Annotated in this window: 14 protein-coding genes; 2 read left to right on the top strand and 12 right to left on the bottom strand. The window is 65.0% G+C overall.

The window, feature by feature from the left end:
- Positions 1 to 8: 8 nt before the first annotated feature.
- From SCD90_RS07130 to cyoA, 5 genes are read right to left on the bottom strand one after another with little or no spacing between them, the layout of a single operon-like run.
- A complete protein-coding gene (locus tag SCD90_RS07130; RefSeq protein WP_425265660.1) occupies positions 9 to 728 on the bottom strand; it encodes an SURF1 family protein in 720 nt (239 codons plus the stop codon).
- 60 nt (positions 729 to 788) lie between these two features.
- The gene (gene cyoD, locus SCD90_RS07125) at positions 789 to 1,169 is read right to left on the bottom strand and encodes a cytochrome o ubiquinol oxidase subunit IV (protein ID WP_319843958.1); all 381 of its coding nucleotides are present in this window, start codon (positions 1,167 to 1,169) and stop codon (positions 789 to 791) included.
- Positions 1,166 to 1,792, bottom strand: coding sequence for a cytochrome o ubiquinol oxidase subunit III (gene cyoC, locus SCD90_RS07120; RefSeq protein ID WP_319843957.1), 627 nt, complete (start codon positions 1,790 to 1,792; stop codon positions 1,166 to 1,168). Before cyoC ends, cyoD begins: the two co-directional genes overlap by 4 nt.
- Before the next feature lie 4 nt (positions 1,793 to 1,796).
- Positions 1,797 to 3,800 (bottom strand): cytochrome o ubiquinol oxidase subunit I, encoded by a 2,004-nt coding sequence (gene cyoB, locus SCD90_RS07115; protein WP_319843956.1) that lies wholly within the window; start codon positions 3,798 to 3,800, stop codon positions 1,797 to 1,799.
- 35 nt (positions 3,801 to 3,835) lie between these two features.
- Positions 3,836 to 5,017, bottom strand: coding sequence for a ubiquinol oxidase subunit II (gene cyoA / locus SCD90_RS07110; protein WP_319844130.1), 1,182 nt, complete (start codon positions 5,015 to 5,017; stop codon positions 3,836 to 3,838).
- A gap of 180 nt (positions 5,018 to 5,197) precedes the next feature.
- Between cyoA and SCD90_RS07105 the strand changes: the two genes are divergently transcribed.
- Positions 5,198 to 6,532: an MFS transporter gene (locus SCD90_RS07105; protein ID WP_319843955.1), complete on the top strand. Its 1,335-nt coding sequence runs from the start codon at positions 5,198 to 5,200 to the stop codon at positions 6,530 to 6,532.
- A gap of 59 nt (positions 6,533 to 6,591) precedes the next feature.
- Here SCD90_RS07105 and SCD90_RS07100 read toward each other — a convergent pair whose 3' ends face one another.
- Together SCD90_RS07100 and SCD90_RS07095 are read right to left on the bottom strand one after the other, a co-directional pair.
- Complete coding sequence (locus tag SCD90_RS07100; RefSeq protein ID WP_319843954.1) at positions 6,592 to 7,647, bottom strand: NAD(P)-dependent alcohol dehydrogenase; 1,056 nt, start codon at positions 7,645 to 7,647, stop codon at positions 6,592 to 6,594.
- A 98-nt stretch (positions 7,648 to 7,745) separates the two neighbouring features.
- Positions 7,746 to 8,255: a flavin reductase family protein gene (locus SCD90_RS07095; protein WP_319843953.1), complete on the bottom strand. Its 510-nt coding sequence runs from the start codon at positions 8,253 to 8,255 to the stop codon at positions 7,746 to 7,748.
- A gap of 219 nt (positions 8,256 to 8,474) precedes the next feature.
- Between SCD90_RS07095 and SCD90_RS07090 the strand changes: the two genes are divergently transcribed.
- Positions 8,475 to 9,812 carry an MFS transporter gene (locus tag SCD90_RS07090; protein ID WP_319843952.1) on the top strand — a complete coding sequence of 446 codons (1,338 nt, stop codon included), beginning with the start codon at positions 8,475 to 8,477 and terminating at the stop codon, positions 9,810 to 9,812.
- Between the two features lie 39 nt (positions 9,813 to 9,851).
- On the opposite strand, the gene SCD90_RS07085 is transcribed toward SCD90_RS07090, so the two are convergent.
- From SCD90_RS07085 to SCD90_RS07065, 5 genes are all read right to left on the bottom strand, one after another.
- On the bottom strand, positions 9,852 to 11,186 hold the full coding sequence (locus tag SCD90_RS07085; protein WP_319843951.1) for an MFS transporter: 1,335 nt from the start codon (positions 11,184 to 11,186) through the stop codon (positions 9,852 to 9,854).
- 65 nt (positions 11,187 to 11,251) lie between these two features.
- A complete protein-coding gene (locus tag SCD90_RS07080; protein WP_319843950.1) occupies positions 11,252 to 12,205 on the bottom strand; it encodes a PDR/VanB family oxidoreductase in 954 nt (317 codons plus the stop codon).
- A gap of 9 nt (positions 12,206 to 12,214) precedes the next feature.
- Positions 12,215 to 12,709 (bottom strand): MOSC domain-containing protein, encoded by a 495-nt coding sequence (locus SCD90_RS07075; protein WP_319843949.1) that lies wholly within the window; start codon positions 12,707 to 12,709, stop codon positions 12,215 to 12,217.
- A 4-nt stretch (positions 12,710 to 12,713) separates the two neighbouring features.
- Entirely contained in the window at positions 12,714 to 13,100 is a 387-nt protein-coding gene (locus SCD90_RS07070) for a Rid family detoxifying hydrolase (protein ID WP_319843948.1), read from the bottom strand.
- Positions 13,101 to 13,164: 64 nt separating this feature from the next.
- Positions 13,165 to 13,767, bottom strand: a complete 603-nt coding sequence (locus SCD90_RS07065; RefSeq protein ID WP_319843947.1) for a helix-turn-helix domain-containing protein — start codon at positions 13,765 to 13,767, stop codon at positions 13,165 to 13,167.
- Positions 13,768 to 13,822 lie beyond the last annotated feature (55 nt).

The following is a 13,822-nucleotide window of genomic DNA, read 5'->3' as shown; positions in this document are numbered from 1 at the left end:
CGCCCAGCCTAGCCGCTTTGACGCGCGGCAAGCCACCGGCGGCGTTCATCCCGGACGATCCAGATCGCCGCACCCGCGAGAAGCAGCGCCAGACCGTACCAGGTTGCGGCATAGACAAGATGGTTGTTGGTGAAGCGCACCACCGTCAGGCCGCCGCGCGGCAAGCCGCCGGGATTGGGCGTGGCGTCGGCGTCGATGAAGAATGGTGGCGGCTGCTGGAGGCCGCGCGCGGCGAAAATGGCTGCTACTTCGCGGGAGTACCAGCGGTCTGCGGCCGCGTCGTTCTCGCGCAGATATCCACCCCCGGGCTCGGTCAGGCGCAGCAGCCCCGTTACGACGACCTCGCCCTGCACCTGCCCCTCGGAACGAGTTGCGGGGTCGCGACGATCGCTGGGCACGAAGCCGCGATTTATGAGGAAGGTCTCCCCGGACGGGGTGCGCAGCGGCGTCATGACCCAGAAGCCCGGACCCTGCGCAGTGGTTGCCTGAACCAGAGCCTCGGCCCCGTGCAGGAAGGTGCCGGAAACACGAAGCCTTCGGTACTCGTCCGCATCCCGCCCAATGCCGGCCCATCGATCCGCGGAGGGCGGCGGCACCGGCTCCGCATGGATGCGCTGGTCGACGCGCGCGATCAGGTCGAGCTTCCACGAGAGGCGGAACACCTGCCACGTACCGAGCGCGAGCAGCGCTGCCAGCACGATGAGGACCAGGCCGCCGAGCACCGCCAGAACGAGCGGCGACCGGCGGCGATCCGTGAGCGTGTCCTCGGCCGTGGCCGTGGCTCCCCGTTACGGCAGGTTGCGCACGTCGCCGGGCGACATGGGCATCATGTTGGAGTTCATGTGGTACATGACCCAGATCGAGCCTGCGAGCGTGATGACCACGATCACAATCGTGAAGATCAGCGCCAGGAAGGTCCAGCCGCCTTCGGACTTCGTGTTCATGTGCAGGAAGAAGATCATGTGAACCACGATCTGCACCGCACCGAGGCCCATGACGATGAAGCCGGTCAGCCGCGCATCGCCGATGACATCGCCCATCACCAGCCAGAACGGGATGGCCGTCAGGATCACGGACAGGATGAACCCCGTCACATAGTCCTTCATGGACCCGTGGCCGTGCTCTTCGTGGCCGACCTCGACGTGGATTGCCTCGCCCTTCGCGCTCATCGCAGGACACTCATCAAGTAGACAAAGGAAAATACGCCGATCCAGATGACGTCGAGGAAGTGCCAGAACATGCTGAGGCACATCAGCCGGAGCTTGTTCTCGGGGATCAGGCCGCGCTGGCCGAGCTGCACCATCAGCGTAAAGAGCCAGATGATGCCGAAGGTGACGTGCAGTCCATGCGTGCCGACCAGCACGAAGAAGGCCGAGAGGAACGCACTGCGCTGCGGCGTGGCGCCTTCATGGATCAGGTGCGAGAACTCGTAGAGTTCTATGCCAAGGAAGGCGAGGCCGAAGAGGGCCGTGATCGCCATCCAGAACAGCGTCGGCGACAGCCTGCCTTTCTGCATGGAGAGCATGGCGAAGCCGAACGTGATGGACGACAGCAGCAGCATGGCGGTGTTGATCGCCACGAGGTTGAGGTCGAACAGGTCACGCGGCCCCGGTCCGGCGGCGTAATTGCCGCCATAGACCGCATAGCAGGCGAACAGGATCGCGAAGATGAGGCAGTCGCTCATCAGGTAGAGCCAGAAGCCCAGAAGCGTGCTGCCCTCGTGGCCGTGTTCCTCGGCCTCGTAGAAGGTCAGTTCTTCATCGGCTGCCGCCGTGTTGTGCGTCGTTGCCATCGTGTCAGGCCTGCTTTGCCAAGATTTGGGTCCGCTGTTCCTCGGTGCGCAGCACTTCGTCTGCCGGGATGTAGAAATCGCGGTTGTAGTTGAAGGTGTGCGCAATGCCGCCGATGAGGATCGCCAGGAAGCTCAGCGCCGCCAGCCACCAGATGTACCAGATCATGGCAAAGCCGCAGATCAGGGCCAGTGCGGACAGCACCACGCCGGTGCCGGTGTTCTTCGGCATGTGGATCGGGCGGTAGCCTTCCAGCGGACGCTTATAGCCGCGCCGCTTCATATCGTACCAGGCGTCCATGTCGTGGACGCGCGGCGTGAACGCGAAGTTGTAGGCCGGCGGAGGAGACGACGTCGCCCATTCCAGCGTGCGGCCGTCCCAGGGATCGCCCGTCAGGTCACGCAGTTCCTCGCGCTTGAAGTAGCTGACCACGATCTGCACCACGAAGGACAGGATGCCACCGAGGATGATCACCGCGCCGATCGCCGCGATGACGAACCAGATCTGCAGGGACGGATCCTCGAAATGGTTCACGCGGCGCGTGGTGCCCATGAAGCCCAGCACGTAGAGCGGGGTGAAGGCCACCCAGAAGCCCACGACCCAGCACCAGAACGAGATCTTGCCCCAGAACGGATCGAGCCTGTAGCCGAAAGCCTTCGGATACCAGTAGTTCACGCCCGCGAGCAGGCCGAACACCACGCCGCCAATGATGACGTTGTGGAAGTGGGCAACGAGGAACAGCGTGTTGTGGAACACGAAGTCCGCCGGCGGGATGGCCAGCATTACGCCCGTCATGCCGCCGATCACGAAGGTCAGCATGAAGGCCACCGTCCACATCATCGGCAGTTCGAACCGGATGCGGCCGCGATACATCGTGAACAGCCAGTTGAAGATCTTGGCCCCCGTCGGGATCGAGATGATCATCGTCGTGATGCCGAAGAAGGAGTTCACGCTCGCGCCCGAGCCCATCGTGAAGAAGTGATGGAGCCAGACAAGGTAGGACAGGATGGTGATGACAACGGTTGCGTAGACCATCGAGGCATAGCCGAACAGGCGCTTGCCGCAATACGTGGAGACCACTTCCGAAAAGATGCCGAACGCCGGCAGGATCAGGATGTAGACCTCCGGGTGACCCCAGATCCAGATCAGGTTCACGTACATCATCGGGCTGCCGCCGAGATCGTTCGTGAAGAAGTTGGTGCCGACATAGCGGTCCAGCGTCAGCAGCGCGAGCGTGGCCGACAGCACCGGGAAGGTGGCGACGATCAGCACGTTGCTGCACAGCGAGGTCCAGCAGAACACCGGCATCTTCATCAGGCTGAGGCCCGGCGCCCGCATCTTGACGATGGTGGCGATGAGGTTGATGCCCGAAAGCGTCGTGCCCACGCCCGCTATGTTCAGCGCCCAGAGGTAATAATCGACGCCGACGCCCGGGCTGTAGGCCGCTCCGGAAAGTGGCGGATAGGCCAGCCAGCCGGTGCGCGCGAACTCGCCCACGAACAGAGAGGCCATCACCAGCATCGCGCCCGAGACCGTGAGCCAGAAGCTGAAATTGTTCAGGAACGGGAAGGCCACGTCGCGCGCGCCGATCTGAAGCGGCACCACATAGTTCATCACGCCCACGACGAAGGGCATGGCCATGAAGAAGATCATGATCACGCCGTGCGCGGTGAACACCTGGTCGTAATGGTGCGGCGGCAGATAGCCCTGCACCTCGCCGAAGGCCATGGCCTGTTGCGCGCGCATCATCAGCGCGTCGGCGAAGCCGCGGAGCAGCATCACGATCGCCAGGATGACGTACATGATGCCGATCTTCTTGTGGTCCACACTGGTGAACCACTCCTTCCAGAGATAGCCCCAGAGGCGGAAATAGGTCACCGCTCCCAGCAGCGCGCCACCGCCGAGCGCCACGGCAATGAACGTGATCACGAGAATGGGCTCGTGATACGGGATGGCTTCGAGCGTGAGGCGCCCAAAGATCAGCTTCTGGAGATCCGGATTGGAGAACATGCTCTTGCTCGTTCAGATCGTTCGGTGGGGCCGGACTAGTTGTGCTGGTTCAGCTGGGCGGGAGCGGGGGTTCCGCCCTGGTCTCCGCCCGGCATCTCATGCCCCTGCCCATTGTCCGGCTGGGTCTGCTGCTGGTTGACGCCCGGCGTCAGTTCGTCGGGCTTCATGCCTTCGGGCTGCTCGTTGCCGAAGGGCACCCGTCCCGATGCGGGGAAGGTTGCGCCGGGCTGCTCGTGCCCCTCATGCGAACGGTGGCCGTCATAGGTCAGGCGTTCGCGGTTGTGTTCGCTTTCGGTCCCGGCGCCGCCCTGCGCATCGATGTGCATCATCTCGTTCATGCACATCTTGCCGGGCGTGGCGCACAGATTGACGATCTGGCGGAACAGCCCGTCCTGCACGGATGAGAAGTAGCTGACCGGGTGGGCCTCGGACGGCTTTTCGAGCTTCTCGTAAACCCCTGCATCGAGGTTCGAACCCTCCGCCTTCACCTTGGCGACCCACTGGTTGAAGGCACCTTGGTTCATGCTGTGGAACTTGAAGGTCATGCGGGAGAAGCCGGCGCCGCTGTAGTTCGCGGACATGCCCTGGAACACGCCTTCGCGGTTGCTCACCGCGTTCAGCTGCGTCTCCATGCCGGCCATCGTGTAGATCATGCCGGCCAGCGCGGGCACCGAGAAGGTGTTCATCACCGTGGAGGAGGTGAGATGGAAGCGGATCGGCCGGTCCACCGGCGCGGCGAGCTCGTTCACGGTGGCGATGCCCTGCTCGGGGTAGATGAACATCCACTTCCAGTCGAGCGCCACCACCTGCACTTCGAGCGGCGCCACATTGCCGGGGATCTGCCTCTGCGCATCGAGACGGCCCAGCGGCCTGAACGGATCGAGCAGATGGGTGCTCATCCAGGTGACGGCGCCCAGCGCGATGATGATGAGCAGCGGCGCCGTCCAGATCAGGACCTCGAGCTGCGTCGAGTGATGCCAGTCGGGATCATAGGGTGCATCGGTGTTCGACGCCCGGTAGCGGAGCGCGAAGACGACGATCGCGATCATCACCGGAACGATGATCAGGAGCATCAGCACCACGGAGATGATGATCAGATCCCGCTGCTGCACGGCGACGTCGCCGGCCGGATTCATGACCGCGAAATTGCAGCCACCCAGCAGAGCGAAAATAGGGAGCGTTAGAAGGGCGCGCGAAGACTTCACGAGCATGACCATCATCGGTGAGAGTTGCTGGCTGAATACTCATTGCCGACGCAGCGAGGTATTGGACGTTTTGTCCATGCCCGTTCGTTTGACGTCAGCTGCCGTGCATCTTATCCGAATAGTGAACAGGCCCATAGTCCGGCACTTTTCGCCAGGCGTGTCGGGGCGGTTACATCTTTGGGGGTTCGTGGCATGGCCACCGTCAGTTCGGAAGTGGCATCGTCCTCACCGCTGGAGCGCGACGCGCGCCTGGTCCACGCGGACGGGCACAAGGTTTCGCCGGGAGAACTGGCGCTCGGCGTGATCATCGGGCGCACAGCGGAGAGTTTTGACTTCTTCGTCTACGGCATCGCCTCGGTGCTGGTGTTCCCGGCCCTGCTGTTCCCGTTCGCGGAACCGGTGGAGGCGATGCTCTACTCCTTCGCCATCTTCAGCCTTGCCTTCATCGCCCGCCCGATCGGCTCCGTGCTGTTCACGGAGGTGGACAGGCGACATGGACGCGGCGTCAAGCTGACGATCGCGCTCTTCCTGCTCGGCGGCTCGACGGCCTCCATCGCCTTCCTGCCCAGCTATGAGGCCTATGGCGCGCTGCCCATCGTCGTGCTCGCCATCTGCCGCATCGGCCAAGGCCTCGCGCTCGGCGGCGCGTGGGACGGGCTCGCTCCGCTGCTGTCGCTGAACGCCCCGGAAAAGCGCCGCGGCCTCTACACCATGATGCCGCAGCTCGGTTCGCCGTTCGGCTTCATCGTGGCCAGCGCGCTGTTCTATTTCTTCTACGCCAATCTCGCCCAGGGCGACTTCCTGACCTGGGGCTGGCGCTATCCCTTCTTCGTGGCCTTCACCATCAATGTGGTGGCCCTTTTTGCGCGCCTTCGACTTCTCGCGACCGAGGAATATGTCGAGCTCCTGCAGAAGGGAGACCTCCTGCCCGAGTCGGTGTGGACCATCGTCTCCAGCCAGTGGAAGTACATCCTGATCGGGGCCTTCGTGCCGCTCGCCACCTTCGCGCTGTTCCACATCGTGACGATCTTCCCGCTGTCCTATATCGACCTCTACACGGAGCGTTCCGTCGCGGACTTCCTGTTGCTGCAGCTTGGCGGCGCCGTGCTGGCATCGATCGGCGTGGTGCTTTCGGGCCTGATCGCGGACCGCTTCGGCCGCCGCAATCTCATCGCGGCCTGCGCGGCGCTCATCGCGCTGTTCGGCTTCGCCACGCCATCGCTTCTCGGCGGCGGACCCGAGGGCGAAACCATCTTCGTGCTTGCCGGCTTCAGCCTGCTCGGGCTTGCCCTCGGCCAATCGACGGGCGCTACGGCGTCCAACTTCCGTGGCCGCTCCCGCTACACGGGCTCGGGCCTTACCACCGACATCGCCTGGCTCATCGGCGCGGGCTTTGCCCCGCTGGTGGCGCTCGGCTTCTCCAGCCGGTTCGGGCTCGTCGCGGTGGCCATCTACCTGCTGTCCGGCGCGGTCAGCACGCTCGCCGCCCTTTACGTCAATCGGCGCCTGCAATTGCACGCCGCCTGATCCGGGCTTCAGCAATCATCAAAAGGCGGCGCAGGACCCTGCGCCGCCTTTTTGTCTGATCAGGCCGCCTTCAGCGTCTGCATGTCGATGACGAAGCGGTACTTCACATCGCTTTTCAGCATGCGGGCAAAGGCCGGCTCGATGTCCTGCATGCGGATCATCTCGATCTCCGAGGTGATGCCGTGCTCGGCGCAGAAATCCAGCATCTCCTGCGTCTCCGCGATGCTGCCGATCAGGGAGCCTGCAAGGCTGCGGCGGCGGAAGATCAGGTTGGCGATGTTCGGCGACGGATGAGGCGTGGACGGCACGCCCACAAGGGTCATCGTGCCATCGCGCTTCAGGAGGACAAGGAACGCGTCGAGGTCATGCGACGCCGCCACCGTGTTCAGGATGAAGTCGAAGCTGCCGGCATGGGCGGCCATCGCCTCCGGATCGCGGGAGATCACCACGTCATGGGCGCCGAGCTTCTTCGCATCCTCGACCTTGCTGGGGGACGTGGTGAAAACGACCACATGCGCCCCGAGCGCCGCCGCCAGCTTCACGCCCATGTGGCCAAGCCCGCCAAGGCCCACCACGCCGACCTTCTGGCCCGGCCCAACCTTCCAGTGCCGCAGCGGAGACCATGTGGTGATGCCCGCGCACAGCAGCGGGGCAACCGCTGCCAGATCTTCCTCCTTGTGGCTGATCTTCAGCACGAAGTGCTCGTCGACGACGATGTCCTCGGAATAGCCGCCGTAGGTGTTCTCGCTGCCGCCGAAGACATTGCCGTTATAGGTGGCGATGAAGCCGCACTCGCAATACTGCTCCAGCCCGTCATCACAGGAGATGCAGGTGCGGCAGCTGTCCACCATGCAGCCGACGCCGACCAGATCGCCCGGCTTGGCCTTCGCGACGGCGTTGCCGACCTCGACCACGCGCCCGACGATCTCGTGACCGGGAACGCTGGGGAACAGCATGCCCGGCCATTCGCCGCGCACGGTATGCAGGTCGGAATGGCAGACGCCGCAGTACAGGATGTCGATCTTGATGTCCTTCGGACCGACCGCCCGACGCTCGATGCTGAACGGCGCCATGGGCGAGGTCGCGGACTGGGCCGCATAGGCTTTGATGGCCATGTCTGTCTCCGGGGTTTTGGGTGACCGGCCTCGAACGCGGCCGTTTCCATCTACATTGCCGGTCTTCGGGCCATGGCAAGACGCGGCGGTCGCACGGCTCAGCTGATCTCGTCCTCGGCTGCGGCAAGACCGGTCATGCGGCCGCCATGGAAGATCAGCGGCCTGCGTGTGGGGTCCATGCTGAACCGCAAGACTTCGCCGATATAGAGGTCGTGGTCGCCGGCAGCATGCACCGCGTATTTCCGGCACTCGAAGACGGCGGCCATGTCGGCAAAGGTGGGAGATCCGTTCTCCCCCCAGAGATATTCGACGCCCTCCCATTTATCGCCGCCCGTGGCGGCGAACCTCCAGGCCAGCGGGCCGTGGTCCTCGGCCAGCACATGCACCGCGAAATGGTCCGAAGCCCCGAAATCCGGCAGGCTCCGCAGCTTTCGGGAAAGCCCGACGAGCACCAAAGGCGGCTGCAGCGACACCGAGGTGAAGGCGTTCGCCGTCACGCCCACGCGCACGCCGTCCGGCCCCGTCGCGGTGACGATGGTGACACCCGTTGCGAACAGCCCCAGCGCGGACCTCAACTCCCGCACATCCTGTAACGTGGATTCACTCACCGGCTGGCCGTCCTCGCTCCGCACCGTCTTGCCGTGCGGCTCTGTCCGCTGGGGTTGAACACAGCCGAGGCCGACCTGTCCACGCCGGAAGCTGGAACGCCGGCGCGATCACGCAAGGTGCGGTCGGTTCCTTCGGCATGGACCTTTGCACCTGAAACGCGTCATATGCCGCGCCGTCAGCGGCATGTTCCGCTGCCGCACCAAGGGGATGCCCGATCCATGAGCCTTGCGCCGCCGCCAGCCGCCGCTTCCGGCGTACCGTTCGAAACCGCGATCAGCGCTGCGGGACTGGGTCCTTTCCAGTGGCGCCTGCTCGCCATTTTCGGGCTGGTGTGGACGGCGGACGCGATGCAGGTGCTGGCCATCGGCTTCACGGCACCTTCCATCGCGGCAAGCTTCGGCCTCACCATTCCCGCCGCGTTGCAGACCGGAACCGTGTTCTTCCTCGGAATGCTGATCGGCGCCTCGGTTTTCGGGCGCCTGGCCGACCGCTACGGACGTCGCAACGTGCTGATCGTGACGGTGCTGATCGATGCGGTTTGCGGCCTTGCTTCGGTTTTCGCGCCGGACTTCACCTGGCTGCTGATCCTGCGGTTCATGACCGGTGTCGGCGTCGGCGGAACCCTGCCGGTCGACTACGCAATGATGGCCGAGTTCCTGCCCGCAAACCGGCGGGGCCGCTGGCTGGTGATGCTGGAAGGCTTCTGGGCCGTCGGCACCATCCTCGTGGCCCTCGTGTCATGGGGTGCGCAACAGGCGGGCGCCGAGGCTCCCTGGCGCATCATCTTCCTTGCCACGGCGGCACCGGCATTCGTGGGCCTGTTCCTCAGGCTCTGGATCCCGGAATCCCCGTTGTTCCTGTCCCGGACGGGGCGCACCGCCGAGGCGGACGCCGTGCTCGCACGGGTCGCGCGCGCCAACGGCAACCCGCCCCCGCCGCCGGTGATCGGCGACAGCACGCCACGCGCACCCATCGGCGCGCTTCTGAAAGCGCCACTTGGGCGGACCACCCTCCTGATCCTCGCGGCATGGCTGCTGGTGTCGATGTCCTATTACGGTGTGTTCGTCTGGCTGCCCTCGCATCTGGCGGGGCAGGGCTTCGGCTTCGTGCGCGGGCAGTTGTTCCTCGTCCTGGTGGCCGTGGCGCAGGTGCCGGGTTACGCGCTTGCCGCCTATGGCGTCGAAAAATGGGGACGCCGGCCCACGCTTATCGGCTTCCTCGTGCTCAGCGCGCTGGGCTGCATGCTCTACGCCATTGCCGGTACGCCGGGCACCGTTGCGGCAGCCATGCTGGTGATGAGCTTCGCACTGCTCGGCACATGGGGCGCGCTCTACGCCTTCACGCCGGAGATCTTTCCGACGACGCTGCGCGCCACGGGCATGGGCGCTGCGGGTGCCACGGCCCGGCTCGGCGGCCTGCTGGCACCCTCGCTGATGGCGCCCATCGTCACCGCCAGCTTCGCGCTGGCACTGGGGCTGTTCTCCGGGCTGCTTCTCATCGCGGCGGTCGCCGTGGCCCTCATCCGGGTCGAGACGCGGGACAAGCCCCTGTCCTGACGGCAACGGGCGGTACGAACCACCCGTTGCCGATTGTCGTCAGTCGATCCGCTTGCCGGCTGTTTCCGCGGCGATCATGGCTGCGGTCAGCGTGACGCAGGCCAGCACGATCAGGTAGACCGAGATCGCCCAGGTGGAACCGCCGGCCCAGGCCAGCAAGGCGGCCGCGATCAGCGGCGTGAACCCGCCGCTCAGCGCCGCGCCGACCTGGAAGCCCATGCTGGCGCCGGTGTAGCGGAGCCGCGCGTCGAACAGCTCCGACATCCACGCCGCACCGGTGCCGAACATGATGCCCTGCCCCAGGCTCAACGCCACCGCGACCGTGGCGGCGATGATGGTGGGATCCCGCGTCTCGAACAGCGCGAACATCGGGAACGCGAAGCCCATGGAGAACAGGCACGCCACCACGAACAGCGCCTTGCGGCCGTAGCGGTCCGAAAGCCAGCCGAACAGCGGAATGGTGAAGAGCTCGATGAAGGCGGCGATGAGGATGCCGTTCAGGATGACGCTGCGCGGCAGGCCGAGTTGGCCGGTCACGTAGGAGATGGAGAACACCGTGACCACGCTGACATAGGCGATCTCGGAAACCTTGAGGCCGACCGCCGTCAGGAACACCTTCGGATAGCGCGTCAGCACCTCCATCACCGGCATCCTCGACACGGTATTGTGCTGCTTGACCCGGCTGAAGGCCGGCGTCTCATGCAGGCGCAGACGGATGAACAGGCCCACGGCAACGAGGATGGCGCTGGCAAGGAACGGAACGCGCCAGCCCCATGACAGGAAGTCTTCCTCCGGCAGTTGGGACACCAGTGCGAAGGCTCCGATGGAGCTGAGCACGCCGAGCGGATAGCCAAGCTGGACAAGGCTTCCGAAGAAGCCACGCCCTTTGTCCGGCACGCTCTCCACGACCATCAGGACCGCGCCGCCCCATTCGCCGCCGATGCCGATGCCCTGAACGAGCCTGAGCGCCACGAGAAGGATCGGTGCCAGCACGCCCACCTGCTGGTAAGTCGGCAGACAGCCGATGAGGAAGGTGCCGAGGCCCATAATGATGATGGTGAGGGACAGCATGGCCTTGCGGCCCAGCTTGTCGCCGAAATGGCCGAACACGATGCCGCCGAGCGGGCGCGCCAGGAAACCCACGGCATAGGAGCCGAAGGAGGCGATGAGCCCGACCGAAGGATCCATGCTGGGAAAGAACAGCTTGTTGAACACGAGCGCCGCAGCGGTTCCGTAGATCAGGAAATCGTACCATTCGACCGTGGTGCCGATGACGCTCGACCAGACGACCTTCCTGCGCTCGGCGTCCGATAATGCCCCTGTAGACAATGTGCTGGAATGTGGGTTGCCCCCTAGAACCGCAGCATCCGACATCTTGTGTCCCCTATGTTGGAATTATTTCCATCAATGGAGAAGCAAGGGCCGTGCCAGACGCTCCGTTAAAGGTCGAGCGTCACACCATTGCGGGCGCGAGAGACGCACGGCGCCATGCGCGATTGCCGGTCATGGAGCCCCAACACGCTGTCGCGGTGGATTACCGCGCCATCGGTGTAACCGCAGATGCACGATCCACAGACACCGAGCTCGCACGAGGATGGAAGGTCGAAGCCGTGCTCCTTGAGCACGTCCAACGCCGACCGCTCCATAGGCACGCGCAGCACCGCGCCCGTGGAGCGGATGGTGATATCGAACGGCTCCGGCTTGAAGTTCTCGTCGAAGACGGGCTTGAACACCTCGAAGTGCAGCCGCTCGTCCGGCCAGCCGAGGGACGTTGCGGCCGAACGAACCGCATCCGTGAGGCGCCCCGGCCCGCAAGCGTAGATATGGCAGCCCGGCTCCTCATCGACGCTGCGCAGCACGGCGTCCGCATCGAACCGGACGCCACCCCCGAAATAGGTGACGAGCCCGTTGCCCGCGACGGATCGAACGTCACCCAGCAGGGCGGCCTCGGCGGCGCTTCGGGCACAATAGTGGAATTCGACGGTGCCGCCGCTTCGGACTGCCTCACGTGCCATGGGCACAAGCGGCGTGACGCCGATGCCGCCCGCTATGAAGACGTGCCGCCTGGCCTGGGGATCGAGGGCGAAGTGGGAGCGCGGCGCGGACACCCGCACCGCGTCGCCAGCCTTCAGGGTGTCGTACAGCCATGCGGAGCCGCCACGGCCCGCCGGCTCGCGCTTCACCGCGATCCGGTATGAGGAGAGGTCCGCCGGATCACCGCACAGAGAATACTGCCGCACCTTCCCGTCCGGCAGCAGCGCATCGACATGCGCCCCGCCCGTCCAGGCTGGCAAAGCGGGGCGCGAGGCGTGGCGCAGCACGAGCACCGCCACGTCCTGCGCGTCCTCGATGCGCTCGGCCACCACCATCTTCATGATCACGCGCGCGCTCACGGCCGCATCCTAAGCGTCGAGCGGTTCGATGGGATCGCCGGGGCGGATCGTGCCGCCGCTCTCGATGGTGCAGTTGAGGCCCGAGCGATTGTAGAGCGGCAGGAACACCGGCGAGCCCAGCAGTTCCTCCAGATATTTGCAGGGGAAGTTGAGCCGGCCGCCCCGCAGCACCGTCTCTCCGACGCGGAAACGCTTGCCGACCAGATGGTTCAGCGGCACGCCGCGCGTGGTGAGGTTGCGGCGGTGGTCGATGGGCGCCAGCGTGATCGGTCCGCTCTGCAGGGGCGGATCGTTCTTGGCGAGCGCCTCCAGCGCCTCAATTTCGATCAGCGTCACTTCCCGAATGTCCGGCTTCGGCGAATAGGTGCCGGTGCCGAGGAAGTAGCGGTCCCCCTCGATGCCGCGACCCGCGACGAGGTTTGCCTCCGACAATTCCTCCATCTCATGGGAAGCGGCTTCGGCGATGTGGATGTGGAGCAGCGTGCCCCCGGTCCAGATGGTCATCGGCTCAGCCGTTTGCCGCGAGCGCGATGCACTCGATCTCGACGAGGACGTCACGCGGAAGACGGGCAACCTCGATGGTGGAGCGCGCCGGCAGCGACTGCCCGAACGTCTCGGCATAGATGCCGTTCATGGTCGCGAAGTCGTTCATGTCCTTGAGGAACACGGTGGTCTTCACCACGCTCTCGGGTCCGGCACCTGCGGCCTTCAAGACCGCCACGACATTGGCGAGCGACTGCCGCGTCTGGGCCTCGATGCCATCCGGCACCGCACCGTAAAGATCCATGGGAAGCTGGCCCGACACGAAGACGAGGCCGTTGCCGGCGATGGCCTGGGAATACGGACCCGCTGCCTTGGGCGCGGCCTCGGTGGCGATGATCTGACGCGGGGACATGGAAGGCTCCTGTGACACAAGGAACCTATAGTGGACGGAATTCCACTGCGTGAGAAGCCTGAACTTACCGCAGTTTGCCGCTGTCGATGATCAGGAAATACTCACACTCCCCCTCGCCCACATTGGTGAAGGCGTGCGTGGCGTCGGCCTGGAAATAGAGGGAGTCGCGTTCAGCAAGCAGGACCCGCCGCTCTCCGACGGCGGCCTCCAGCCGGCCGCGCAACACGTAGATATATTCCTCCACTCCTCGCCTGTGCGCCACGAATTCACCCGTGGAGCTGCCTTCCGGCAGGGTGTTCAGGACCCAGTCGATGCCGCGCGCAGGAAGCACCGGCGAGATGCAGCGCCGGGTATAGCCGGATTCCGCATCGGACAGGATCGGCTGGCGCGCAGCGGGGATCACGATGATCTCCTGCTCTTCCGGGTGGGCCATCAGCTGCGAGAACGTCGTGCCCAGCGCCTCCGCCAGACGGGACAAGGTGCCGGTCGACGGCACCGTCTCGCCACGCTCCACTTTCGAGATCATGGACCGGCTGACGCCCGAAAGGGCGCTCAGGCCTTCGAGCGAGAGAGCCCTCAGCTTGCGGTGGCGGCGCACCTCCTCCGCCAGCACCCGGAGCTGTTCGGACACGTTGTCGTTTACGCTGCTACGCACGGCCTCGGACAAGCATCGCTCCCGCTAATCACGCCCGACCATAGCGGGGCATCCCCATGCTCTCCAG

The sequence above is a fragment of the Terrihabitans rhizophilus genome, assembly GCF_033898525.1.
GTDB classification, from domain to species: Bacteria; Pseudomonadota; Alphaproteobacteria; order Rhizobiales; family Methylopilaceae; genus Flaviflagellibacter; species Flaviflagellibacter rhizophilus.
The sequence above is the reverse complement of the archived record's forward strand: the minus strand, read 5'-3'. Positions and strand labels throughout refer to the sequence as shown.